Below are 25,035 nucleotides of genomic sequence, written 5' to 3'. Positions count from 1 at the left end.
TGATTAATCATTGTTTTTATTATAAAATGTGTGATATCTATCGCACTTGTGGAGGGCTCGAAAATGAATATACGAAAAATTATATCAATTGTTTGTTTTGCATTTTCTTGCAATGTCTTGGCAGGCGAGACTTCACAAGTTTTATTTGATCAAGTGTTAAATTTAAAACCAAATCAATTGTACGAATTAGAATTAGAAGATGTACAAGCGGGGGATCAAATTTGGACGGCGGTTTATTTGATTGGACGACAAAATTATCCGGGACTTACTGCAAAAGTTGAGTTTGTCATGGACAATCAAGGCCTGTTAAATAAAGCCAATCCCAGTGAGCATGCTGTATATCAAACACTGATTGCAGAAAATTTGACGCAAACCAATCAATATTCATTTAAACAATTCAAAGGTTTAAACACATTCATTGAAGATACTTCAGAACAGCTGATTACAGATCCGATATTGGAAAAAACAGATAGCATTCGTATTTATAGTCAAGTGAATGACTGGATTCCTGAATACAACACTTATGAACCCACCAAAGTGAAATTTGGCATTCAAAATCCTTTGGATTTTGACATTGTTGCGGCTTATGTTTTAGTGGGCAAAGGTGAAAAGCCTGCTGAACTCAGTGAATTAAACTTTAAAAATATTCCAGCCTCTTATGTCTCACCTTTGCCGCCAGTACCAGCTGATTTTACCCAAGCTGAAGTGAATAAATCTGAGACGCACTTGAGTAGAAGTGAGCTAAAATTTATCTTTTTTATTGTGATGGCGATTGTCATGGGTTTGGTTGCGTTTATTAACCGTGGCAAATTAAAACGCGCTTTTTAAAGGTTTAACTTATAGCGCATTAAATTTCTAATATTTTAGATTTCAAATTTACACGCTTGGCGTAAACTCTTGCACTGATCATGTGTTTGAGTAATTTTAGATGTTGTCTTTATTTTTGAAATGTATTCTGGGTGCAGCAGTGGTTTTGCTGATTTCAATCCTTTCAAAAAGTAAGGCATTTTATATTGCAGGTTTAGTCCCACTTTTTCCAACGTTTGCATTGATCGCACATGTGATTGTGGCGCAGGAAAAAGGTGCTGAAGCCTTAAAGCAAACAGCCTTATTTGGGCTGTGGTCGTTGATACCGTATTTCATTTATTTGTTCATAGTCTATTTATTGGCAACTAAGCTTTCGATGTGGTCTTGTTTAGGGATTGCAACGTTATGCTGGATTGTGGCTGCTGCGGTTTTGATTTATGCATGGCAATTGTTTCAGAATGGATCGGTTTTATGATGTATTGAATCAATAAAAAGAGTTGCAATGAATACTTTTGAGTGGATTGTGACGTTCATGAGCCTTTGATTAAGGCTCATTTTTTAGGGATATGGTTGAATAATCAGCTGTTTAAACAATAAATTGTTTTGGGCTTTCTAGGTTCTTAATGGCATTGTAAATTTGATCTGCATGATTACACACAATCAGTTTTGCCCGATGTTGAGGCGGTAAAAAACCTTCAATAACAGCATGGTCTAATTGCGCAATCAAATGGTCATAGAAACCATTGACGTTATATAACATCATTGGTTTTTGATGTTGATTCAATTGTCCCCATGTCGCGACTTCTAAAATTTCCTCAAAGGTACCAAAGCCACCTGGTAGAGCGACAAAAGCACTCGCGCGTTCAGCCATCATAGCCTTACGTTCATGCATGTTTTGTACAATATGTAATTCTGTTAATTGGTTATGGGCAATTTCATAATCCAGCATAAATTCGGGAATAACACCCACAACATCACCGCCATGTTCCGTGACCGTATCTGCAACTTGGCCCATTAAGCCAATACTTGCACCGCCATAGACGATCCCAAAACCTTGTTCTGCGATGCCTTGGGCAAGTTGGATGGCTTTTTCTCGATAGGTGGGGTTATTTCCAGGTCGGGAGCCACAATAGAGCGCGATTAAACATTGTGTGGCTTTATGTTGTTGATCTAATTCGAAAGGTTTATTCATCATTACAGGCAATACACTATTCATAATTTATTTTTTCACCTTAACTTATCATGTTCTTATACATTTCTACTACTTTAAGTAAGAAATGTGACAAAAACATGTTGTGTTATCGGCGCTTTTGCAATGATTTGTATCACTTTGATTTTGTATTTAATTTTAGATAAATCAGTAAAAATCCTGATAAATGAGATGAAATTCCTATCTGGATTGCCTATAATTAACGCTTATTTATCAACAAATGAATCATCATGGGTAGTGGTTGTAGTCGCTCCGAAAATGCACAATCTTTAGACAAAATAATAGTTCAAAATACACTAAAGTTTTCTTCTCAATTCCGAAATTTACAGTTCTCACATGCTGAAAATAGCTATTGCACATTTTCAATGGAGCAAGATCAATGATACTTGAGTGGATGTCTGATCCTTCTGCATGGGTTGGTCTTGCAACTTTAGTTGTTTTAGAAATCGTTTTGGGTATTGATAACCTTGTATTTATTGCAATTTTGGCAGAAAAACTTCCGCCTGAACAACGTGATAAAGCAAGGATTATTGGGCTTTTACTTGCCCTCTGTATGCGAATGGTGTTACTGGCATCCATTGCATGGGTGGTGACATTAACCGAACCATTATTCCATCTCTTTGAGCATGCTTTTTCTGGGCGTGATCTGATCCTGCTGTTTGGTGGTGTGTTCTTATTGTTTAAAGGCACAATGGAACTACATGAACGCCTTGAAGGTGGTCAGGATCTTAAAGAAGAAAATCCTGTACATGCTGTATTTTGGATGGTCATTGTCCAAATTGTTGTTTTAGATGCAGTATTCTCCCTAGACAGTGTGATCACCGCTGTGGGAATGGTGAAAGAACTTTCAGTGATGATGATCGCTGTGGTGATTGCCGTAGCTATTATGCTGTGGGCATCGAAAGCTTTGATGGACTTTGTCAATAAGCACCCGACAGTAGTGATTCTATGTCTTGGCTTTTTGATGATGATTGGTTTTTCATTGATCGTCGAAGGTTTTGGTTATCACATTCCAAAAGGTTACTTATATGCAGCGATTGGTTTCTCGGTGCTGATCGAGTTTATGAACCAAACCATGCGTAAAAACCAAGAGAAAATGGTGACAACGACCGACTTACGTTTCCGTACTGCTTCGGCGGTATTGAAAATGTTAGGCGGAAAAAGTGCCGATAGTCAAAATGCTAAAGCGGATGATGTGATTGCAACACAAGCACTGGCAGATGAAATTTTTGATGATGAAAATGGCGCTTACCATAGTGTTATGGTTCAAGGGGTCTTAGGACTATCAGAACGTCCAGTAAAATCGGTCATGACACCGCGCCCTGAACTAGAATGGTTAGATTTGGATGAAGACGAAGCCAGCATTAAAGAAAATTTGATGGCAATGTCACATTCACGTTTAATTTTGGCGCATGGTGAATTGGATAATATCGCGGGTATTGTTTTAACCCATAAAGTTTTGAATGATTATATCGAAACGGGTGTTTTAAATTTTGAAAAACACTTACGCGAGCCTGTGATTGTGCATGAAAATGCGCAAGTATTGATGGTGATGGAACAACTTCGTCAGGCACCCTTACAAATGGCGATTGTATTAAATGAATATGGGTCAATTGAAGGGATTGCAACGCCGATTGATGTGCTTGAAGCAATCGCAGGCGAGTTCCCTGATGAAGATGAACTAGAAGCTGCTGCGGAAAGTCTTGAAGATGGTTCGTTGATCCTTGAAGGTTCAACCGATATTCGTCATGTTTCTTTGCTGTTAGGTCGTGATTTAGTCGATGAGTCAGAACAATACTCAACCCTCTCAGGTTATATTCTGTTCCATCTCGGGCGTTTGCCTGAAAATGGTCAAAAGCTTCAAGTCGATGGTTATGAGTTTGAAGTGGTAACGATGGATGGGCATAAGATTGAGAAGGTGCATATTATGGCATTAACAAAATCTAAAGATGCTGAGTCCTAATGGATTTGTTGTAATGAAGCCAGTCGAAAGACTGGCTTCTTTTTATTTTGTTTTTGAAAATAATGGCTTAAACCATATCGTTAAAATGATGGCTGAATGACATCATTCATATAGAAAGAATAGGTTTCGATTTCCTGCTGGGTTGGATTATCATTGAACCTATTCAGATTTTGAGTATTTTCATGTCCAATCTATCCTGCCCATGTGGTTCAGCACTTTATGCTGAATGCTGTCAGCCGCTGCATTTGGGTCAGAACAAAGCCAAGACAGCGGCACAGTTGATGCGTTCGCGTTATAGCGCTTTTGCCAAACATGAGATTGATTATATTGTTCAGACCACTGCGCTTGGACAGCAGCAAGCTTTGGATGTTAAAGCGATTTCAGACTGGAGCAAAGCCAATCAATGGCTCAGTCTCGAAGTGGTGCAAGCCCAAGAAAAGCTCGATAAAAATCATGCTCAAGTTGAATTTAAAGCACATTTTCATGATGGTCAGCAGGCTCAAATACACCATGAAGTTTCACACTTTGTGCAGCATGATGGTGTATGGTATTTCTTAGATCCAACCACAGATCAGCCAATCACCATGAAACAGCCATGTATTTGTGGATCCACCAAAAAATTTAAGCAATGTTGTGCACAATTTTTATAACTTTTAGTTCATTTTTGACTTAAAATAGCGCGCATCTTTTCCCATCAGTGGATGAAGGGCAATGTTACTGACGATTATTTATATTATAGCCATTACAGCAGAAGCCATGACTGGAGCGTTGTCCGCAGGACGACGCAGTATGGACTGGTTTGGGGTGATACTGATTGCCTGTGTCACTGCACTCGGTGGCGGTTCTGTGCGAGATGTTTTACTTGGACATTATCCACTGACTTGGGTCAAACATCCTGAATACCTTGTCCTGACATGCTGTGCTGCCTTTGTCACCATTATTATTGCCAAATGGATGAAGCACTTACATTCCATTTTCTTATTGTTGGATGCTTTAGGTTTAATTGGTTTTACCATTATTGGCTGTCAAATTGCCTTGCAAATGGGGCATGGTTTTGTGGTTTCCGCGGTTGCTGGGGTATTAACAGGGGTATCTGGTGGTATTCTACGAGATATTCTGTGTAATGATGTTCCGCTGGTCTTCCGTCGTGAACTGTATGCGTCGATTTCCTTTGTCGCGGTGATTTTCTATTGGTTCTGTATAGATTTTGGTTTATCGCTTGAAATTACTGTGGTTTCTACTTTAGTTTTTGGTTTTGCATTACGTTGTGTGGCGATTTATTTTGGTTTGGAAATGCCGAAATTTATCTATAAAGATCATGATGAACAATCGGCATCTTCTAAAGATGAGTCCTAAGAATGGATGCTTGAACAGCAGCTATTGACTGTGAATCGCTACGTTTAACTTTGAGCTTGGTATGTCATATCTGATTCAGCAAAATATTAAACTTGAAAAATTTACTGAGCTAGATTTTGCTGTGTATTTTGAATTGGTCAAAAATATTAAAGTCATGCAAATGATTACCGAGCGAGCATTAACGCTTGAGGAAGCACATACAGAATTTGCCAAGATTTTATCCAAGAATACCTATGATGTGGCATTGGGAAATTATAAAATTCTTGATGCTCAAACAAATGACTTTATGGGTTTAGCCAAACTTGAGTTGGATCGGCCAACAGCAACAACTGCGGAATTGGGCTATATGCTTTTACCCGAATATTGGGGAAAAGGTATTGCTAGTCAGGTTGTTACATTTTTAATTGAGCATGCAAAACAACAAGCATATTTAAAGGATCTCATGGCTATTATTGATCCCGAAAATATAGCTTCAAGAAAAATATTGATAAACAATGGTTTCCATTCTCAAGAGTTTAAAGATTTTGACGGACTAGCAGGAGAAATTCTGCTGTTCAGTCTTTAAAATTAAACTGCGAGCCAAAGTTGTTTCTGCTTTTACATATTTGTTGAGTGCATTATGGATTTAGTATCACGTGTACAACGCTTACCCATAGGTAAATTTCACTATACCTTACTCTGGGTGATCGGGTTGGGCTGGATGTTTGATGCCATGGATACAGGACTGATCTCCTTTATTCTCACCAAAATGGCGGAAGAATGGCAAATGACCCCTACTGAAAAAGGCTGGGTGGTCTCCATTGGCTTTGTGGGTATGGCAATTGGTGCTGTATTTTCCGGTGGTTTGGCCGATCGAATTGGTCGTAGAACAGTCTTTGCGATTACTTTGGTGACCTATAGCATTGCAACCGCGTTATGTGCTTTTGCACCGAATCTGACTTGGTTATTGCTGTTCCGTTTTATTGTCGGATTAGGGCTGGGTGGGCAACTTCCTGTGGCTGTGACTTTGGTCAGTGAATATATCCCCGCTCAAGTACGTGGTCGATTTATCGTACTTTTAGAAAGTTTCTGGGGACTTGGCTGGCTTGTTGCTGCGCTTATTTCTTATTTTGTAATTCCTGATTATGGTTGGCATATAGCATTTTTGATTGGTGGTTTACCTGCAATTTATGTTTTTATGATTCTCAAAAAAGTGCCTGAATCGGTTCCTTATTTGATTAATCGTGGACGAATTGAAGAAGCCCATGCACTGGTACAGAAACTGGAACGGCAGTGTGGGGTAGAAGTGATTGAAACCATTGAAGTCAAACCTGTTTCAGCAAAACAAACGATTTCATTTTCACAGCTTTGGTCAGGTGCTTTTGCCCGTCGTACTTTGATGCTGTGGTTGATTTGGTTTGGTATTGTCTATTCTTATTATGGCATTTTTACTTGGTTACCAAGTTTGCTGGTCAAGCAGGGCTATACCATTGTGCAGTCTTTTGAATATGTACTCGGGATGATTTTGGCACAATTACCCGGTTATGTGGCTGCGGCTTGGTTGGTGGAAAAGCTTGGACGTAAAGTAACCCTCGCTGGTTTTATTGCTATGTGTGCGCTTTCTGCTTACTTCTTTGGTCAAGCGACCTCAGTCAATATGATTATGTTGTGGGGATGCTTAATGTCGTTCTTTAATTTGGGTGCATGGGGGGTGCTATATACTTATACACCTGAACAATACCCAACCAATATTCGTGCTTTTGGCTCAGGTTGGGCATCTGCAATCGGTCGTATGGGGGGAATTGTCGCACCGTTGGTGGTGACCCATATGATGGTGGCAAGTGATGGATTTAGTTCAGTCTTTATGATGTTTACGATTGTACTTTTCGCTGTTGCAGCTGTGGTTTTGGTCTTGGGTGAAGAAACCAAAGGTAAGACCTTAGAAGAGATTGGGTTATAGTGGTTTATTAAAATATATAAAAACATAGCGCTAAAAAACGATAACAAAGAAAAAGTATACAATGGCTGATATAGGGTTAATCTTGCCTCTCAGCCATTTTAATTTCTCTAACGTTAAAATTAAAAAAACCAACCATTCATAGCGATATTATCAAATAGATCAGACCAGTATTGAGGGCGAAATAATGAAAAGCAAAATAGGATTAAGCTTTTGTATTGTTTATCTTTTGCTTACCGCATTTTGTCTTTATATCGCGTTAGATCCAATGACGGATAACAAAGGAAACTTTGTTTTCTTACAATTACCGATAGGTTTTCAAGTGTCGGCATCTAATGCAATTGGCTTAGGCGCTTTATTCGATCGGCTGTCTTGGATGCAAGCGTACAGTTTTGTGGTTCCTGTTACTTTACTGTTTCTATATGGGATCGGGTGGTTGTTGAGTTCGAGCATTCATTCTATAAAAACGCGAAATGGACCACTTCAATAAGTTTCAGCATTTATAAATTTCATTTGAAATAAAGCGCATACCCCAATTTAAAAATAGCAGTTTAAATAAAAGTTGCTCATTTCTTAAAAAATGGATAATTTTACGTCATTAGAAAGATCTAAAGACGCAATTTGTCGTTGTAGGGTACACTTGCACTTGTGTAGTCAGACCCTGCGACTTAGCATAAGAACGTAGATACAAAACATTTATTTAGAACGCACTTATTTAGGATAAAAGGTTGTTATGACAAGCCTTGCGCATCATGCGACAGAAAATCGTTCCGTAGCAGAATTTACTGAACAAGCTTACCTCAACTATGCCATGTACGTGATTATGGATCGTGCATTGCCACACATTAGTGATGGTTTAAAACCTGTACAACGCCGTATCGTTTATGCGATGAGCGAATTGGGATTAAAACCAAGCGGTAAGCCGAAAAAGTCTGCACGTACAGTCGGTGATGTATTGGGTAAATACCATCCGCATGGTGACTCAGCCTGTTATGAGGCCATGGTGTTGATGGCACAGCCATTTAGTTACCGTTACCCATTTATTGAAGGGCAAGGGAACTGGGGTTCGCCTGATGATCCTAAATCATTTGCAGCTATGCGTTATACCGAAGCCAAACTTTCACCTTATAGTGATTTGTTACTTTCTGAATTAGGTCAAGGGACCTGTGATTGGCAAGATAACTTTGATGGTTCAATGAAAGAGCCGGTCAATTTACCAGCGCGTGTACCAAATATTTTACTCAATGGTACCACTGGTATTGCAGTGGGAATGGCAACGGATATTCCGCCACACAATTTACGTGAAGTGGTTAAAGGTACGATTGCTTTAATCCGTAATCCAAACTTAACAGATGAAAAAATTGCAGAATATATTCCTGCGCCTGACTTACCGACCAAAGCAGAAATTATTACACCACGTGATGAATTATTAAAAATTCAAATGACTGGACGTGGTAGCTATCGGACCCGTGCCGTATATACCATTGAAAAAAATGAAATTATCATCACTGAACTGCCATATCAAGTTTCTGGCTCGAAAGTCATCACGCAAATTGCAGATCAAATGCAAGCCAAAAAACTGCCATTGGTCAGTGACTTACGTGATGAATCAGACCATAAAAATCCAACACGTTTGGTGATTGTATTACGTTCAAACCGTATTGATGCCGATGCAGTCATGAGTCATTTGTTTGCGACAACCGATTTAGAGTCGAGCTATCGTGTCAATATGAACATGATCGGTGCTGATGGTCGTCCACAAGTTAAATCAATTCGTCGCATTTTATTAGAATGGATTGAAATTCGTAAGAGTACTGTCACACGTCGTCTGCAATATCATCTGAATAAAATTGAAAAGCGCCTACATATTCTTGGTGGTTTGATCATTGCATATTTGAACATTGATGAAGTGATCAAAATTATTCGTGAAGAAGATCAACCTAAAGCAGTGTTGATGATGCGTTTCAATATTGATGAAGTTCAGGCAGAAGCAATTTTAGAGCTTAAGTTACGCCATTTGGCAAAACTTGAAGAAATGGAAATGCGCCGTGAGCAAGAAGAACTTGAGGCCAGAGCAGCGGTGATTCGTGAACAACTTGCAAATCCAGAGTCATTAAAATCTTTGATTATCGAAGAACTTAAAGATGATGCGAAGAAGTTTGGTGATGATCGTCGTTCACCGATTGTGCAACGTGAAGAATCACAAGCCATTAGTGAACAAGATTTAATGCCAGCTGAAGCGGTAACAGTGATCCTTTCTGAAGCGGGCTGGGTTCGTGCAGCCAAAGGTCATGATATTGATGTTGAAAAATTAAATTTCCGTGCTGGTGATCAGTACTTGAGTTCAGCACAAGGCAAGTCCAATCAGAAAGTATATATTTTAGATGAAACTGGACGAAGTTATGCTTTGGCCATAAATAGTTTGCCATCGGCGCGTGGTTTAGGAGAACCGTTGAGTTCAAAACTTTCTCCAGCCAATGGTGTGGGCTTTATGCAAGTCCTGATTGAAGATGAAGAAAAAGAAATAGTTGCTGTAAGTTCAAAAGGTTATGGCTTTAAATCGCAAGCTAAACAATTGGATACCAATGCCAAAGCAGGTAAAACATTCCTGACTGTTGCTGAAAATGCGACAGCAATGCCAATTGAAGTCGTTGAAAACCATACTCATTTGGCTATACTCAGCTCAGCAGGACGCCTACTTTTAATTGAATTATCTGACTTGCCAACGCTGAATAAAGGTAAAGGAAATAAGTTGATACAACTTGAAACTAATGAGTCTGTTCAGTTTATGTTAACTTTGAATTTAGATGAAGTAATACAAGTGCTTGCAGGGCAGCAACAATTAAAATTAAAAGGGGAAGATTTACAGAAATATATCGGTAAACGCGCATCAAAAGGTCAGTTGTTGCCGCGCGGATATCAAAAAGCAAATAAACTGTTGATTCAAAGATAAAACTAGCATCCTTGGATTGAAATACGTTATATATGCAAAGTGTTCGTGAAAATGGATGCAATATTGAGCACAAAGAAGCCAAAAAATTATGTTCAATATTGAGAAAAACAGTTTAAAACTAAGGATTACTGATTGGAGATTATGGCATTATGGAAAAAGTTTGGTTCGCTGAATATCAAAAAACTGGAATTCCAGAAACAGTAGAATTGCCACAGGAAAATAGCTCTCTTATTGATATTTTTGAGCGTAATTTCCAAAAATTTGGTTCACGTGATGCCTTTATCTTCATGGATAAAGTGATGTCATTCAGTGACCTTGAATTGGCAAGCCGTAAATTTGCGACTTATTTGCAAAGTTTAGGTTTGGCAAAAGGTTCACGTGTCGCAGTGATGATGCCTAACGTCCTTCAGTATCCCGTTGTTGCTTTAGGTGTATTCCGTGCAGGTTTGGTACTTGTGAATGTGAATCCACTTTATACAGCACGTGAATTAGAACACCAACTTAATGACTCAGGCGCTGAAGCTTTAGTCATTGTTGAAAACTTTGCGACTGTTTATCAAGCGATTATTGGCAAAACACCTGTAAAACATGTTGTTGTTGCATCCGTTGGCGATATGTTGGGTACTTTAAAAGGTACTTTGGTGAATTTTGTTTTACGTAAAGTGCGTAAACAAATTCCAGACTGGAATATTCCAGGACATATTAAGTTTAATGCAGCATTGGCAAAAGTAAGTCCAAGCAATTATAAACGTCCAACCATGACCCTCAGTGATACTGCTGTACTTCAGTACACAGGTGGTACTACGGGTGTTTCCAAAGGGGCGGAACTGACGCACCGTAACTTAGTTGCAAACTTGCTGCAATGTGATGGCATTTTCCAAAGTAAATTTGGTCAAGGTGATGGCGCGAAAGATGATCGTATCTTCTGTGCTTTACCGCTTTATCACATCTTCGCATTCATGGTGTGTGCGATGTATGGTATGTATAAAGGTCAGGCAAATATTCTGATTCCAAATCCACGTGATTTACCTGCGGTGATTAAAGAATTACGTAAATACCAACCAGGTTTCTTCCCTGCGGTAAATACTTTGTTCAATGCGTTGGTACATAATGAAGAATTTAGACAGCTCGACTTCAGTAAGTTAAAAATGGCGATGGGTGGTGGTATGGCCGTGTTGCCGTCAACCGCTGAAGAATGGAAAAAAGTTACTGGAACCATCATTATTGAAGGTTATGGTTTATCTGAAACTTCTCCAGTTGCAACTGCAAACCCACCTGCAACGACTGAGTTTAGCGGCACAATTGGTATTCCTTTACCACTGACTGATGTTGCGATCTTAGATGATGATGGCAATCATTTGTCACAAGGTGAGCAGGGTGAAATCTCGATTCGTGGTCCTCAAGTGATGAAAGGCTATTGGAATCGCCCAGATGAAACTGCAAAAGTCATGACAGCGGATGGTTATTTCCGTACTGGTGATATTGGGATCATGGATACCCGCGGTTATTTCAAAATTGTCGATCGTAAGAAAGACATGATTTTAGTATCAGGCTTTAACGTCTATCCTTCTGAAATTGAAGAAGTGATTGCGCAACATCCAAAAGTGCTTGAAGTGGCTGCAATTGGTGTACCTGATGAAAAATCTGGTGAAGTGCCAAAACTATTTGTGGTGAAAAAAGATCCGTCTTTAACCACTGAAGAAGTTCTTGAATATGCAAAAGAAAACTTAACTGGTTATAAACGTCCGCGTTATGTTGAATTTATGGATGATTTACCAAAATCGAATGTAGGTAAAATCCTTCGTAAAGATTTACGTAAATAATTGAAAAGTTAAAAATAAAAAAGCGCCAATAATGGCGCTTTTTTATGCTTGAGGTAAAACAATCGATCGCTTTATGTGGTGCTTTTATTTTTTATGCGAACGAATATACCAACCGTCAATATAGGGGCGGCTTAAGCCTACAATTGCTGTAAAGGTTAGCATGGTGCCCATTTGACGACCCAGTGCAGAAGGATGAATACTGCCATAGCTAAAATAAATATCGATTAAACAGTATACGACAATAATGGCTAACCAAAAGTATAGATTCATACGCTTTATGCCGACCGCAAAAAAGGCCACCACCAAAACAATAAGTGTCCCCAAAGTGGATTGCCAATTGTAATTTGCACAAATCACGCACAAGAGAAAAGCCAAAATTGGCAATACAATTTTAAGAATACGATCAATCTCCGCTTGTTGATGGCGCTGCTTTTCTAAAACCTCAAACAATTCATTTTGATCTGGTTGCACGTTATTGTCCTCACTACACAATTTTGCAAAACTCTGCATTTAACAAAAAATATTCTGTTCATGCCATGCTATGATAACTCGCATTAACACTTCATGAGAAAAAATCATGTCTGGGATAGATGGCATCATATATTTAATTCTAATTGCCTGTTTACTTCCTTATGTTTTTACCATTATTGCGAAAGCGTCTGGTGGTTTTAAAGCTGCTGATAATCAGAATCCACGTGAATTTTTAGCCAAAACCACAGGTTTGGCGGCACGTGCCAATGCAGTACAACAGAATAGTTTTGAGAGCTTACCTTTATTTATTGCTGCAATTTTAATGGCAGAGTATATGGTGGTATCACAACATCTGATTATGATGTTAGGGATTGCCTATATCGTGTTACGCATTATTTATGGAATTTGCTATCTGGCGAATATTTCAGCGCTACGTACCATTATTTGGGCTTTGTCTTTAGCTTGCCCAATTATTTTATTGTTATTGGTTATTCGCATCGTCTAAACAGTTTTCGATGAAATTCATTCATTTTGATGATGCAAAATGTATAATCCGCATCTGTTTGCGCAATTTAGCGTTATAATCGACAAGATTTTAAATAAGACCTCACTTGAAAGAGTATCCTATGAGCTATAGCAATATTCCTGCTGGTAAAGATGCACCAAATGACATCTACGTAATTATCGAAATCCCAGCAAATGCTGCACCGATTAAATATGAAGTAGATAAAGATTCAGATGCTTTATTTGTAGATCGTTTCATGGGTACAGCAATGTTCTACCCAGCGAACTATGGTTATGTACCAAATACATTGTCTGAAGATGGTGACCCATTAGACGTATTGGTTGTAACTCCACACCCATTGGTACATGGTTCAGTGATTCGTTGTCGTCCTGTTGGTAAATTAAACATGGAAGATGATGGTGGTATTGATGCGAAACTAATCGCAGTTCCACATGACAAATTGACTCCACTTTATAAAGATGTGAAAGAATATTCAGATCTTCCTGCTTTATTATTGAATCAAATTGAACATTTCTTTGCACATTACAAAGATTTAGAGCCTGGTAAATGGGTTAAATTGACAGGTTGGGAAAGTTCAGAAGTTGCCAAAGCTGAAGTCTTAAAAGCAATCGAAGCTGCAAAATAAGCCTGATTTAAACGTGGTTTGAAGATTAATGAATGTTCAAACCCATAAAAAAACCTGCATGATTCAATGCAGGTTTTTTTTGTTTCTGTAGACTTATTCTAAATTAGAAAAATTTCACAGGAATGTCTAAGAAAATACGCCATTCATTGGTATCACCAATATAGACAGGATTATACGCTTCACTTGCACGGTAGTAAGAGTGACGTAGACGTAAGCTCGCATCTTTTGCAAAACCGCTTTGCATGGTGTATTTCACCTGATTAAAGAATTCACGTTCTTGTGCATCATCAGTCACGTTGCGGACTTTAATATCCCAACCATAAACAAATGCTGTGGTCCAATTTAAGCCAGCAACACCATAATTGCTAAAGTCTAGGTTATATTGAACTTGTGCTGATTTTTCATGGTTACCAATAAAATCAGACATATAAGAGTTTGGTAAATAAATACTTTGGAAACCGTCAGCATTTTGACCATAGTCATAACCCACATCACCCGTATTTTGTTGGTAAGCCAACATCACAGTGTGCGGACCTTGATTATAAGTAGAAGACAATGCCCAGATATTATTGGTTTTTTCTACGCCTGCTTTACCTGTGCTTGCATAATCCACATCGACAGGACCAGTTGCAGAATAGGTATTGGCATTTTTATCAAACTTGGTGTGATAACCACTGAAATCAAAAGTTAAAGAACTTTGATTTGCCAATGGGTATTTATAATTTGCATTGATATAATGACGTTCTAACGCATTTTTAGAATCTAAACCATAATAAGATGCACTCAGTTGGTCATCAAATTTGTATTTAGCACCCCAAACAATTGCATCATCTAATTTATTACCATCAGTACTGATCTGATCAGACATTTGGTCTTTAGTGAATTTACCAGCAACAAGTTCTAAATTTTTAATTTCATGGCTGGTTAATAACGTACCTGTAAAATATTCAGGAACAAGACGTGTTGTATTACTTGCCAGTACAGGTAAATCTAAAACTTGTGTACCATAACGTACAGTCGTATTTGAGAAACGAGCTTTTACGTTTGCGCCACCACGTGCCCAATGATCATATGGATCAACTCGTCCATTTGCGTCTCTTGCACCATTATTTTTGAGTGCAATCATGTTATTGCCAGCATGGTTGTTTGGACCGATTTTAAAAGAACCATCACCAACCACACCAACACCGAAACCGACGATACCTTGAGTGAAGCCTGAATCTAAGTCAACAATTGCAGTTTGTGCAAATGAGCTTTGATCGTCAATACCGTGTTTTTTATCACGAAGGATATAACCTGTACGAAACAATACAGAACCTTTGGCATCTTCAACGAACCCTTTTGCTTCACTTTGTTCGCTAGCAAATGTAGGGGATATTAGAACCGCGTTAATTAATACAGCTAAAGTAAGTTTTGGAGCATTCAACATGAATTGCCTCGTGAACGAGAATAAATTGCACTGACTGATCGAATTCAGAACAGATTGTGGATGAATTGTATATTTAATCTATAAAAAGGGAATCTCTTTTGCTTAAAAATATTACATTTCTGTAATCTTTTACGCAATATTAATTTCTTTACTTATGAAAAAAAGTTCTAAAGAATTGTTAAAATGATGATTTTATGTGAAATGTAAAATAAATTAGAAAATATGCTGAATTTATCTCCATGTTTTTTACCAAAAATTTAAAAACACAGTAAAATTCGCCTTTATTTATACGCCCACCTGTTTGCCATCATGAACTCACTTATTTCTAAACTGTTATGGGCAATGCCTATATGTATCGCGTCGTGCCCTACATTTGCTGACGAATCAAATGTCTTGGTTAAAAATGGCACGATCTCTGGAAATGTGGGACTGGTATCCAAGTATATCTATCGAGGTGGAGTTGAAAATGATGATATTGCTGCGCAAGGCGGTTTAAGTTATGCACATAAAAGTGGCATCACGGTGGGGTATTGGGGTTCTACACTGAGCTATAACCCCGCAGATGATAGACAAAATCATGGTTTTGAAAATAATTTTTATTTAGCTTATGCTCAGGAAATTGCGCAAAATTGGAGCTATAACTTAAAAACCACTGCATATGTTTATCATAAAGGCGGTACTGTTTATGCCGATCAAGCTGATCATCGTAAAACCACCTATACCGATTTATCTGCTGAGCTAAGTTATAAGAATCTAACTGCGGGTGCTTCAGTGATGTTAGCTGATGCATCCGCTGCCAATGCTGGTGATGTTTATCTCAGCATTGCTTACCGTCATGCTTTGGTTCAAGATTTTATTTTTAACAGTTCTATTGGCGCATCTCTATATAACAGTCATCATGATGACAGTATTGTGCAAACCGAACAGAATTTTGCATTGAGCGAAATACGCTTGGGAGTCAGTAAAACCATTGCCAATACAGGTGTTGCTGCTTCATTAGACTATGTGATCGGCGGTAAAGATCGTTTAGGTGAAGCGTATAAGGACAATCTGGTATTTGGTTTAGCTTATAGTTTTTAACATGAACATGCGTGAGTCATTCAGCCTGACTCATTTTATTTAAGTGTATGACTGAACATTGGGCATGCACTTTTTTTAGGCATTTTTTAAACTGTGTGCTTTTTCTGAGCAAAAACAATATCCACCCCTAAAATCATCTTATATAAAAAGCCTAAAGCAATATTTATACGCTTTTTATGACAACAATAAAGCACATTATAGAAAATTTACGCTTAGATTTTTCATACTACTTTGCATTAAAACCATGTTTAAAGTAGGTCGGTATGAATCAGTTCCATCAAGTGATGCTTGAAATAGCATGTGTTCAACAATTGAAGAATAAAAAAAAGCATCTACAATTTTTTAATTTTAAAATATTGATTATCAATATATTACTGCGTATTTCTGAATTTTATAAACAGCTTGAGTTTCATCTTGGCATGGCAATTGCTAATTGCTTAGGGAGTTCATCAAATTTTAGCATAACAAATAAACATCGTATGATGGGGGAGCACTTAAGATGAAATTCTCAACTAAAGCACTAACATTGGCAGTTCTATCGTCTACAGCAACAATGGCAATGGCGGAAGACAACGCACTGTCAAAATTAGGTTTAAGCTTTTCAGGTAGTGCTGCCGTAACGAGTGACTATCGTTTTCGCGGTATGACTCAAAATTATAACGATCCAGCAGTACAAGCGGGTTTTACCTTATCGCATAGTTCAGGTTTATATGCGGCTCTTTGGGGTTCAAATGTAAATTTTGGTGAGGCAGATCCACATTTAGAATTAGATCCATCTATTGGTTATACAACAGCATTGGCATTATCTCCAACCTTTAAACCGACTTTGGATGTTGGTGTTGTTGAATATAATTATCCAAGTGCAAGCAGTGATTTTAACTGGACTGAGTTTTATGCAAAATTAATATTTGCCGATGTCTTGGTTAAAGGCAGTAGTTTATTGACCAATGTGAACTATACCAATGACTGGGCAGCAGTTGGTGGGAACAGTTGGAATTTTAACGTTGGCTATTCAGCGCCATTTGGTGATACAGGGTTTGGTGGGCTTGCCAATGTGGGCTATACCACAATGGATAAAAAAGCATTACCTGATGGCAACGACAATTATGTCGACTGGAAAGTCGGGGTGAACTATGCCGTTAAATCTATTCCGGGAGTAACAGCGGAACTTGCAGCAATCGGAACCAATATTGATACTGATGGATTCACTAATTCTGGAAAACGTGGTGTTGAAACAGGTGCGGTGTTTACTTTAACTAAAGCGTTCTAAGCGCAAATTAAGATCTATAAAGGTGACCTTGAGTCACCTTTATTTTTTGCGATTTTGAAATAAATTAGGCTTTCACTTCAAATGCTGGATGATATTTTACCGTTCCTTGTGGAATGCTTTGGTCAAAGCTAAGGGCTTGAAAATATTCAGCAGGCACACCTTCAAGGATTAAACTGTCATGCGGTTGAAAGCCAAATTTGGAATAATAGGCAGGATCGCCAAGGACTACACACCCAGCAGCGCCAAGTTGTTTTAGTTGCTGTAAGGACTGTTGTATTAACGCCTTACCCACACCTTGGTGTTGGTATTCTGGTGCAACTGAAATTGGACCTAAACCATACCAATGTTGTGCGCCAGAAGAAATCTCCACAGGTGAAATTGCCACATGCCCAATAATCTGTTGATCCAATTCAGCAACAACTGAAATGGTTAATTGATTTGCCTCTCTGAGTGCATTGACGATTAAGTGTTCTGTGTGGTCAGTATGCGCTGCATTTAAAAAAGCCAATTGAGTGAGATTGAAAATATTTTCAATGTCATCTGCTTGTTCGTTGCGTAGGGTTAGATTTAGCATGTTATTTATCTTCTATACGTCATAGTTTGGATTCTAAGATTGAGTTCCACGATATGACAAGGCTTCGGTTAAATGGGTACTTTGGATTTGCTCACTTTGAGCCAAATCTGCAATGGTCCTTGAAACACGTAAAATTCGATGATATGCCCGCGCGGATAAATTCAAACGTTGTTGTGCCATTTCCAATATTTGCTTGGATGTTTCATCTAAAATCACATATTTTTCTAAGTCTTTTGGCGATAAGTTGTGATTTAAATAGCCTTGTCTTTGGATTTGAAAATCGCACGCATCAATTACCCGTTCCCGTACAGTTGCTGAATCTTCGACAGGCGTTTGATCCTGCAATTCTTGGGCTTTTAATGGTGGCACATCGATATGTAAATCAATACGATCCAATAATGGACCTGAAATTCGATTTTGATAGCGCTTAATTGCTTCAGCCGAACATTGGCAGCGACTGTCTTGATTAAATGCATAACCACAAGGGCAGGGGTTCATTGCTGCAATCAATTGAAAGTTGGCGGGAAATGTAATTTGGCGTGATGCTCTAGAGATAACGATTTCTTTAGATTCGAGAGGTTGCCTTAAAACTTCGAGCACTTTTTTGTCAAACTCAGGCAGCTCGTCTAAAAATAGTACACCTAAGTGCGCCAGCGTAATTTCTCCGGGTTTTGGATTTGAACCGCCACCGACGAGAGCGATTGCAGACGCGGTATGGTGTGGGGCGCGAAATGGGCGCTGTCCAAAATGGTGTTTGGTCTTGGCAATTGAATAAATACTGGCAACTTCAAGATTTTCTTGTGGATTTAAGGCTGGTAAAATACTCGGTAAGCGTGACGCTAATAGGGTTTTACCTGTACCCGGTGGGCCTTTAAATAAAAGGGAATGTCCACCTGCTGCTGAAATTTCTAAAGCGCGTCGTGGGCGTAATTGCCCTTTGACATCTGCCAAATCAAATTTGTAGGTATTGTCTTGCGGTATTTTTTGCCGAGCAGTTGCATCAATTTTTTGTAGATTTAAGAAATGCTCACAGACTTGTTTTAAGTGCTGTGCAGCAAATACCTGAAACTCAGGCAATTGCGCTGCTTCAGCAGCATTTTCCTGCGGCAACATCAATTGATGCTTGGCCATTTGACATGCCATTGCAATGGTTAAGGTCCCTGTAATTGGTCTTAAGTGTCCATCCAGCGCTAATTCACCAATAAACTCAAAATGATCTGTGACATTTTCAGGAAGTTGCCCTGTGGCAATCAAGATACCGAGTGCAATGGGCAGATCTAAACGAGAGCCATCTTTGGGAAGATCCGCAGGTGCGAGATTGATGGTTAAGCGCTTGGTAGGGAATTGATAACCACTATTGATAATGGCAGATCGAACTCGATCCTTACTTTCACGAACTGCTGCTTCAGCTAAGCCAACAATTGTTAAAGAAGGCAGCCCTGCACTAACATGGACCTCAACTTCAATTAAAGGTGCATGTAGCCCGAGCAAACCTCGGGTATAAATTTTGGCTAAAGACATTGTTGTTTTCCACATTTGCTTTATTTTTAATCATTATTATATTTTTTGCACCAATAATGTGCAAATTTAGTTTATTTTTTATCCTGAATCAGCACCTCAAGTGCTTTGACCTGTTCTTGTAAATCGGTCAAACGTAAATTGGCATTATTTAGTGCAGTCTTTTGACGTTCAATTTCGTCTTTTGAAACGATATCCATTTTAGAAATGGCTTCATTCAGCAAGGCGCGTAAATTATGTTCTATGTCTTTTTTAGGCTGATCAACCTGTTCCAAAATTGCTTGTAATAATGTTTCAATCATGAGGAATCCAAATGAGTAATGTTCTTTGCCTAGTGTAACATCGCGTATTGATTTTATTTAAGTAATTTTTTATCCGATGCGTAAAGCATGATGTCTCCTATAATTTAGCAATGAAATCTAAAAAAACACGCAATATTATGTGTTTTTTAAAGTTGCAACTTCACCTAAGTATATACAATAGGTTATAAAGGCAATGCATGTTGATTGAATTAATCACCCCAACCATTAATAAGATTGGCATGAAAATTGAACATAAAACCTTACTGGTGAAATAAGCCGAAGGAAAACAATATGAAGCTCGTAACTGCAATTGTAAAACCGTTTAAATTAGATGACGTGCGTGAAGCACTGTCTGATATAGGCGTTCAAGGGATTACCGTAACTGAAGTTAAAGGTTTTGGTCGTCAAAAGGGGCATACTGAACTTTATCGTGGCGCTGAGTATGTTGTTGATTTTCTGCCTAAAGTGAAAATCGAAATCGCAATCAGTGATGACATGGTAGATTCAGTGATTGAATCTATTACACGCGTTGCTAGCACTGGCAAAATTGGTGATGGAAAAATTTTCGTGACTAATTTAGAGCAAGTAATTCGTATTCGTACAGGTGAAACAGGTCCAGACGCTGTTTAATTTGGCACGAAGATTGCTGGTTATGTATATCAATACATAACTCACAAAATTAGGTTGGGGGATACGAATGAAAAAAATGCTATTAGCGCTCAGCCTGTCTGGCGCACTTCTTGGCGGATCAGTTGCATGGGCAGAAGAAAACGTAGCTGAGCCTGCATCTACAGCTGTTGCAACGGCAAGTGATGTGACTGCAACAGTCGCCGATACATCGGCAACCGTTGCGCCTGAAACGGTGACTGCCGCAGCTGCGCCAGCAGCAGAAGCAGAAAAACCAACTTTAAATACAGGTGATACAGCGTGGATTCTTGTATCTACAGCGCTTGTATTGCTAATGACAATTCCCGGTTTAGCATTGTTCTACGGCGGTATGGTTCGTAAGAAAAATGTGCTTGCCACCATGGCGCAAAGCTTTACTGCCGCAGCAGTGGTCAGCATCGTATGGGTGGTCATTGGTTATTCACTTGCATTTGGTTCTGGTAATGCTTTTATTGGTGGTTTCGATAAAATCATGTTATCTGGAATTACAACAGATGCGCTGAGTGGCACAATTCCAGAAATTCTTTTCGTTATTTTCCAAATGACTTTTGCGATCATTACTGTTGCCATCATCAGTGGTTCTGTGGCTGATCGTATGAAATTTAGTGCTTGGATCACATTCATTACGATTTGGGTCATTATTGTTTATGCACCGATTGCACACTGGGTATGGGGTGGTGGCTGGTTAATGAATGATGGCGCACTTGATTTTGCTGGTGGTACGGTTGTTCATATTAACTCGGGTGTTGCTGGTCTAGTTGCTGCGTATTTACTGGGTAAACGTATGGGCTTAGGCAAAGAATCTATGGCACCACATAACTTAACTTTAACTGTATTGGGTGCAAGCTTGGTATGGGTCGGTTGGTTTGGTTTCAATGGTGGTTCTGCTTTAGGTGCCAATGGTTCAGCAGCGTATGCTTTGGTCACAACTCAAATCGCAGCCGCAGCGGCAGCAATTGCTTGGTTAGTGGTTGAAAAAATTGTTCGTGGTAAAGGTTCAGTATTGGGTGCAGCATCGGGTGCAGTTGCTGGTCTGGTTGTGATTACGCCAGCGGCAGGTTTTGTGACAGTAAGCGGTGCGTTGATCATGGGCTTAATCGGTGGTGTAGTGTGCTTCTGGGGGATCTCTGGTCTTAAACGTATCCTTAAAGCAGATGATTCATTGGATGCATTTGGTTTACATGGTGTAGGTGGTATTGTTGGTGCGATTTTAACAGCAGTATTTGCCAGCTCATTCATTATGGGCGACAAAGCACCGACAGATGTTATGCATCAATTATGGGTACAAGTTGAAGGTGTGTTAGCAACAATCGCATACTCAGCAGTTGTGACCTTTATCCTACTTAAAATTATCGATGTGGTGATTGGGATCCGTGTTGAATCTGATGATGAGCGTATGGGTCTTGATTTAAGCCAACATGGCGAACGTATCGAATAATCAATCTAATTAGAATAATAACTATATATAGTATAAAACAGTCCGTAAGGGCTGTTTTTTTTCCATATCTTGCGAAAGGCTCAACAAAATCAGGTTTTTTTGCTACACTAGCTGAAATCATGAATTTTGTTCAATAAAACCACTATGCATTGTCCATTTTGCAACGCTGCAGATAGTAAAGTAATCGACTCTCGTTTGGCCGCTGAAGGTAGCCAGATTCGTCGACGTCGTGAATGTATCAGTTGTGGCGAACGTTTTACGACATTTGAGAGTTATGAAGTGGTGATGCCACGCGTGACCAAGTCAGATGGTAAAAATGAACCGTTTGACGAAGCAAAATTACGACGCTCTTTAATGCACGCCTTACAAAAAAGACCCGTGACTCAAGAACAGATTGAAACCGTCATTAGTGATATTCAATTGCAAATTCGCCGCCTCGGTGAACGTGATGTACGTTCACGCACCATTGGTGAAATTGTCATGAAATCGTTGTTTGCATTGGATCATGTGGCTTATGTACGTTTTGCATCGGTGTATCAGGATTTCCAAGATATTGATGCGTTTCGTCATCAAATTGAACAAATGCAAGATCGTGGGCAAGACCACTAATTTTATTTTTGAACGTTATTGATTAGGAATTTTATGTCTGAGTTTGATTCAAATTCTAAACCCGAAGATTATGTCAACATAGATCAGGTTTGGATGCAGAAAGCAATTGAGCTCGCGAAGCTTGGACAATATTCCACACGACCAAACCCGAACGTCGGTTGTGTCATTGTAAAAGATGGGCAATGGGTGGGAGAGGGTTTTCATCCTAGAGCCGGTCAGCCACACGCCGAAGTTTTTGCCATGCGTCAAGCTGGCGAGTCTGCGAAAGGTGCAACCGCTTATGTCACTTTGGAACCTTGTGCGCATTATGGCCGTACACCGCCTTGTGCCAAAGGCTTGGTTGAAGCGGGTGTCAGCAAAGTTGTCGTTGCATGCGCTGATCCAAATCCTTTGGTGGCGGGAAAAGGCGTGGATATCTTACGTCAGGCAGGGATTGAGGTTGAAACAGGGGTTTGTGAGCAACAAGCGGCTCAACTCAATCAAGGCTTTTTAAAAGCAATGGCAACGGGTGTGCCTTATGTGCGTTTAAAGGTTGCGTCAAGTTTAGATGGCCGTACGGCAATGGCGTCTGGTGAGTCTAAATGGATCACTGGGGCTGAATCACGTCAAGATGTTCAGCATTGGCGGGCTATTTCAGGTGCAGTGATTACCGGTATCGATACCATTTTGGCAGATGACCCTCAATTAAATGTGCGTTTATTGGACGATATTGATATTGCAACGATTGTCCAGCCTAAGCGGGTGATTTTAGACCGACAAGGGCGTTTGCCACTCAATGCTCAAATTCTTAGCACGCCTGAAACAGTGATGGTCATGGGACCATTTCGTCAAGAACTTGCCAAGCTGGGCGTGGTACAATTAGAAGTGCAATCTTTAAAAGATTTGCTTGCAACTTTAAAAGACTTCCAAATTTATGATGTGTTGGTTGAAGCAGGTGCGACATTATCCACTGCATTTTTGCAGGAAAAACTGGTGGATGAATTAATCAGTTATGTTGCGCCAACCTTTTTAGGACAATCAGCACGTGCCATGTTCAATGCCGAATTTGAAACGATGGCACAACAATTACGTTTTAAGTTACAAGATGTTCATCAGTTTGGTGATGACATTCGCTTAAGACTTATCCCTTCACAAGAGTCAGTATGAATCCAGAGTCAACATCATCGGTTTACCATAAACGTCGTCATGCTGCGCGTACAACAGATGAATATCTTTTTCATCAGTTGGTTCCCTATTTGGGAAACAAACGTCGTTTGTTGCATCTGATTCTTGAAGCGCTTGAAATCACAGGTACTTTGAATCCTAAGGGTAAACGTGCCCCGATTTTTGCCGATTTTTTTGCAGGCAGTGGGGTGGTTTCACGTTTAGCACGTCAAAATGGCTATCGGGTGATTGCCAATGACTGGGAACCGTATAGTCATGCATTAAATCATGCCATTTTGGCATGCACAGATGCGCCTGCATTTAAAGAATTGGGTGGGTATCAAAAAGCTATCGATTATTTAAACCGTTTACCTGAAGTGAAAGGATGGGTTACGCATAATCTTTGTCCACGGAATGATGAAATTTATGACCCTGCACGAGACCGTTTGTTTTTTAAACGCCGTAATGGGATGCGTATAGATGCAATTCGCCAGCAAATTGCCACTTGGCAAGCACAGGGCGCAATTGACGATGTGGAAATGAGTGCCTTATTGGCACCTTTGCTCTATTCAGCAAGTTTTGTCAGTAATACCAGTGGTGTATTTAAAAGCTTCCATCATGGTTGGGGCGGTAAGACCCAAACTGCATTGGAACGGATTGAGTCGTTATTGTGGCTTACACCGAGTCGCTTTAGTGAAGTCGGGCAGAATAAACAGAAAACCCCAATGGCAGAAGTGTGGTGTGTAGATGCACAACACTTGGCAAATCAAATGAGTGGTTTTGAAGTCGATGTGGCTTATCTAGATCCACCGTATAACCAACATGCTTATAGTAGTAATTATCATGTACTTAACTCGCTAACACTGTGGGATCAAGTTGATTTACCGACACCGGATACCAAAGGTTTTAAAAGCGGGATTGACCGTGCATGGCGTAAAGAACGCCCAAGTCCTTATAATTCTTCTAAGCATGCTCAAGAAGCTTATGAGAATTTGTTGGAAACCATTAATGCGCGCTATATTCTCACCAGTTACTCAACTGATGGAAATATTGAGGCCAAAGACTTATTGGCAGCCAATCTGAAGCGTGGCAAAGTCACCTTATTGACTCAAGATGTGCCTCGTTATCGTGTCAGTAAACAGCGTCAGTCTGAACGTGCACGTGTGCTTGAGTTTATTGTGATCACTGATACCCATGCCAAGTCTGGACCACCATTGCGTCAGCTGTTGGGACAACTTTATCATTTTGCGGAATTGGGTGGTGTGGATACTTCGGGTGTAAGTACACAACTGGCCTTATGGTAACAACTCGCCTTTACCATTAAAATATGGGGCGA

25 protein-coding genes are annotated in these 25,035 nt (G+C 39.5%); 19 read left to right on the top strand and 6 right to left on the bottom strand.

Going from position 1 to position 25,035, the window contains the following annotated elements:
• Nucleotides 1-63: 63 nt before the first annotated feature.
• Both M2R48_RS20055 and M2R48_RS20050 read left to right on the top strand, forming a co-directional pair.
• On the top strand, nt 64-828 hold the full coding sequence (locus tag M2R48_RS20055; RefSeq protein ID WP_262087270.1) for a hypothetical protein: 765 nt from the start codon (nt 64-66) through the stop codon (nt 826-828).
• A 100-nt stretch (nt 829-928) separates the two neighbouring features.
• Nucleotides 929-1,282 (top strand): GlpM family protein, encoded by a 354-nt coding sequence (locus M2R48_RS20050; protein ID WP_262087269.1) that lies wholly within the window; start codon nt 929-931, stop codon nt 1,280-1,282.
• 111 nt (nt 1,283-1,393) lie between these two features.
• On the opposite strand, the gene M2R48_RS20045 is transcribed toward M2R48_RS20050, so the two are convergent.
• Nucleotides 1,394-2,023, bottom strand: a complete 630-nt coding sequence (locus M2R48_RS20045; protein WP_262087268.1) for a TIGR00730 family Rossman fold protein — start codon at nt 2,021-2,023, stop codon at nt 1,394-1,396.
• 373 nt (nt 2,024-2,396) lie between these two features.
• Between M2R48_RS20045 and M2R48_RS20040 the strand changes: the two genes are divergently transcribed.
• The 8 genes from M2R48_RS20040 to M2R48_RS20005 all read left to right on the top strand — a co-directional run bounded on the left by M2R48_RS20040 (nt 2,397) and on the right by M2R48_RS20005 (nt 12,048).
• Nucleotides 2,397-3,980, top strand: a complete 1,584-nt coding sequence (locus tag M2R48_RS20040; protein ID WP_262087266.1) for a TerC family protein — start codon at nt 2,397-2,399, stop codon at nt 3,978-3,980.
• Nucleotides 3,981-4,162: 182 nt separating this feature from the next.
• Nucleotides 4,163-4,630 carry a YchJ family protein gene (locus M2R48_RS20035; protein WP_262087265.1) on the top strand — a complete coding sequence of 156 codons (468 nt, stop codon included), beginning with the start codon at nt 4,163-4,165 and terminating at the stop codon, nt 4,628-4,630.
• Nucleotides 4,631-4,691: 61 nt separating this feature from the next.
• Nucleotides 4,692-5,336 (top strand): trimeric intracellular cation channel family protein, encoded by a 645-nt coding sequence (locus M2R48_RS20030; RefSeq protein ID WP_004816523.1) that lies wholly within the window; start codon nt 4,692-4,694, stop codon nt 5,334-5,336.
• A 61-nt stretch (nt 5,337-5,397) separates the two neighbouring features.
• On the top strand, nt 5,398-5,901 hold the full coding sequence (locus tag M2R48_RS20025; protein WP_262087263.1) for a GNAT family N-acetyltransferase: 504 nt from the start codon (nt 5,398-5,400) through the stop codon (nt 5,899-5,901).
• A gap of 54 nt (nt 5,902-5,955) precedes the next feature.
• Entirely contained in the window at nt 5,956-7,275 is a 1,320-nt protein-coding gene (locus M2R48_RS20020; protein ID WP_004816527.1) for an MFS transporter, read from the top strand.
• A gap of 184 nt (nt 7,276-7,459) precedes the next feature.
• A complete protein-coding gene (locus tag M2R48_RS20015) occupies nt 7,460-7,762 on the top strand; it encodes a hypothetical protein (protein WP_262087262.1) in 303 nt (100 codons plus the stop codon).
• 243 nt (nt 7,763-8,005) lie between these two features.
• Nucleotides 8,006-10,225, top strand: coding sequence for a DNA topoisomerase IV subunit A (gene parC, locus M2R48_RS20010; protein WP_262087261.1), 2,220 nt, complete (start codon nt 8,006-8,008; stop codon nt 10,223-10,225).
• Between the two features lie 149 nt (nt 10,226-10,374).
• Nucleotides 10,375-12,048: a long-chain-fatty-acid--CoA ligase gene (locus M2R48_RS20005; RefSeq protein ID WP_004816532.1), complete on the top strand. Its 1,674-nt coding sequence runs from the start codon at nt 10,375-10,377 to the stop codon at nt 12,046-12,048.
• Nucleotides 12,049-12,132: 84 nt separating this feature from the next.
• Here M2R48_RS20005 and M2R48_RS20000 read toward each other — a convergent pair whose 3' ends face one another.
• Complete coding sequence (locus M2R48_RS20000; protein ID WP_051065591.1) at nt 12,133-12,558, bottom strand: hypothetical protein; 426 nt, start codon at nt 12,556-12,558, stop codon at nt 12,133-12,135.
• 67 nt (nt 12,559-12,625) lie between these two features.
• Here M2R48_RS20000 and M2R48_RS19995 point away from each other — a divergent pair, with 67 nt between their 5' ends.
• Nucleotides 12,626-13,024, top strand: coding sequence for an MAPEG family protein (locus M2R48_RS19995; protein WP_004725268.1), 399 nt, complete (start codon nt 12,626-12,628; stop codon nt 13,022-13,024).
• A gap of 121 nt (nt 13,025-13,145) precedes the next feature.
• Entirely contained in the window at nt 13,146-13,670 is a 525-nt protein-coding gene (ppa, locus tag M2R48_RS19990) for an inorganic diphosphatase (protein ID WP_004725270.1), read from the top strand.
• Between the two features lie 103 nt (nt 13,671-13,773).
• On the opposite strand, the gene M2R48_RS19985 is transcribed toward ppa, so the two are convergent.
• Nucleotides 13,774-15,099, bottom strand: a complete 1,326-nt coding sequence (locus M2R48_RS19985) for an OprD family outer membrane porin (RefSeq protein WP_096735327.1) — start codon at nt 15,097-15,099, stop codon at nt 13,774-13,776.
• A gap of 309 nt (nt 15,100-15,408) precedes the next feature.
• On the opposite strand from M2R48_RS19985, the gene M2R48_RS19980 reads away from it, so the two are divergent.
• Both M2R48_RS19980 and M2R48_RS19975 read left to right on the top strand, forming a co-directional pair.
• Entirely contained in the window at nt 15,409-16,179 is a 771-nt protein-coding gene (locus M2R48_RS19980) for a TorF family putative porin (RefSeq protein ID WP_262087260.1), read from the top strand.
• Between the two features lie 499 nt (nt 16,180-16,678).
• A complete protein-coding gene (locus tag M2R48_RS19975) occupies nt 16,679-17,449 on the top strand; it encodes a TorF family putative porin (RefSeq protein ID WP_262087258.1) in 771 nt (256 codons plus the stop codon).
• A 64-nt stretch (nt 17,450-17,513) separates the two neighbouring features.
• Here M2R48_RS19975 and M2R48_RS19970 read toward each other — a convergent pair whose 3' ends face one another.
• The 3 genes from M2R48_RS19970 to M2R48_RS19960 form a co-directional block, all read right to left on the bottom strand.
• The gene (locus M2R48_RS19970) at nt 17,514-18,023 is read right to left on the bottom strand and encodes a GNAT family N-acetyltransferase (protein ID WP_262087257.1); all 510 of its coding nucleotides are present in this window, start codon (nt 18,021-18,023) and stop codon (nt 17,514-17,516) included.
• 33 nt (nt 18,024-18,056) lie between these two features.
• Nucleotides 18,057-19,544: a YifB family Mg chelatase-like AAA ATPase gene (locus M2R48_RS19965; RefSeq protein WP_262087255.1), complete on the bottom strand. Its 1,488-nt coding sequence runs from the start codon at nt 19,542-19,544 to the stop codon at nt 18,057-18,059.
• Between the two features lie 71 nt (nt 19,545-19,615).
• Nucleotides 19,616-19,843 carry an accessory factor UbiK family protein gene (locus tag M2R48_RS19960; protein ID WP_004725282.1) on the bottom strand — a complete coding sequence of 76 codons (228 nt, stop codon included), beginning with the start codon at nt 19,841-19,843 and terminating at the stop codon, nt 19,616-19,618.
• Nucleotides 19,844-20,134: 291 nt separating this feature from the next.
• On the opposite strand from M2R48_RS19960, the gene glnK reads away from it, so the two are divergent.
• The 5 genes from glnK to M2R48_RS19935 all read left to right on the top strand — a co-directional run bounded on the left by glnK (nt 20,135) and on the right by M2R48_RS19935 (nt 25,003).
• Entirely contained in the window at nt 20,135-20,473 is a 339-nt protein-coding gene (gene glnK / locus M2R48_RS19955) for a P-II family nitrogen regulator (RefSeq protein ID WP_004725283.1), read from the top strand.
• Nucleotides 20,474-20,540: 67 nt separating this feature from the next.
• Entirely contained in the window at nt 20,541-21,947 is a 1,407-nt protein-coding gene (locus tag M2R48_RS19950) for an ammonium transporter (RefSeq protein WP_262087254.1), read from the top strand.
• 144 nt (nt 21,948-22,091) lie between these two features.
• Nucleotides 22,092-22,556 carry a transcriptional regulator NrdR gene (nrdR, locus tag M2R48_RS19945; RefSeq protein WP_004725286.1) on the top strand — a complete coding sequence of 155 codons (465 nt, stop codon included), beginning with the start codon at nt 22,092-22,094 and terminating at the stop codon, nt 22,554-22,556.
• A 33-nt stretch (nt 22,557-22,589) separates the two neighbouring features.
• Nucleotides 22,590-23,702: a bifunctional diaminohydroxyphosphoribosylaminopyrimidine deaminase/5-amino-6-(5-phosphoribosylamino)uracil reductase RibD gene (gene ribD, locus M2R48_RS19940; RefSeq protein WP_262087253.1), complete on the top strand. Its 1,113-nt coding sequence runs from the start codon at nt 22,590-22,592 to the stop codon at nt 23,700-23,702.
• Nucleotides 23,699-25,003, top strand: coding sequence for a DNA adenine methylase (locus M2R48_RS19935; protein ID WP_004725289.1), 1,305 nt, complete (start codon nt 23,699-23,701; stop codon nt 25,001-25,003). The genes ribD and M2R48_RS19935 overlap by 4 nt, the downstream gene beginning before the upstream one ends.
• The last annotated feature ends 32 nt before the right edge of the window (nt 25,004-25,035 follow it).

This window comes from Acinetobacter sp. I-MWF (assembly GCF_025433935.1).
Taxonomy (GTDB): domain Bacteria; phylum Pseudomonadota; class Gammaproteobacteria; order Pseudomonadales; family Moraxellaceae; genus Acinetobacter; species Acinetobacter guillouiae.
Note: the sequence above shows the minus strand (reverse complement) of the source record. Positions and strands in the feature narration are given on the sequence as shown.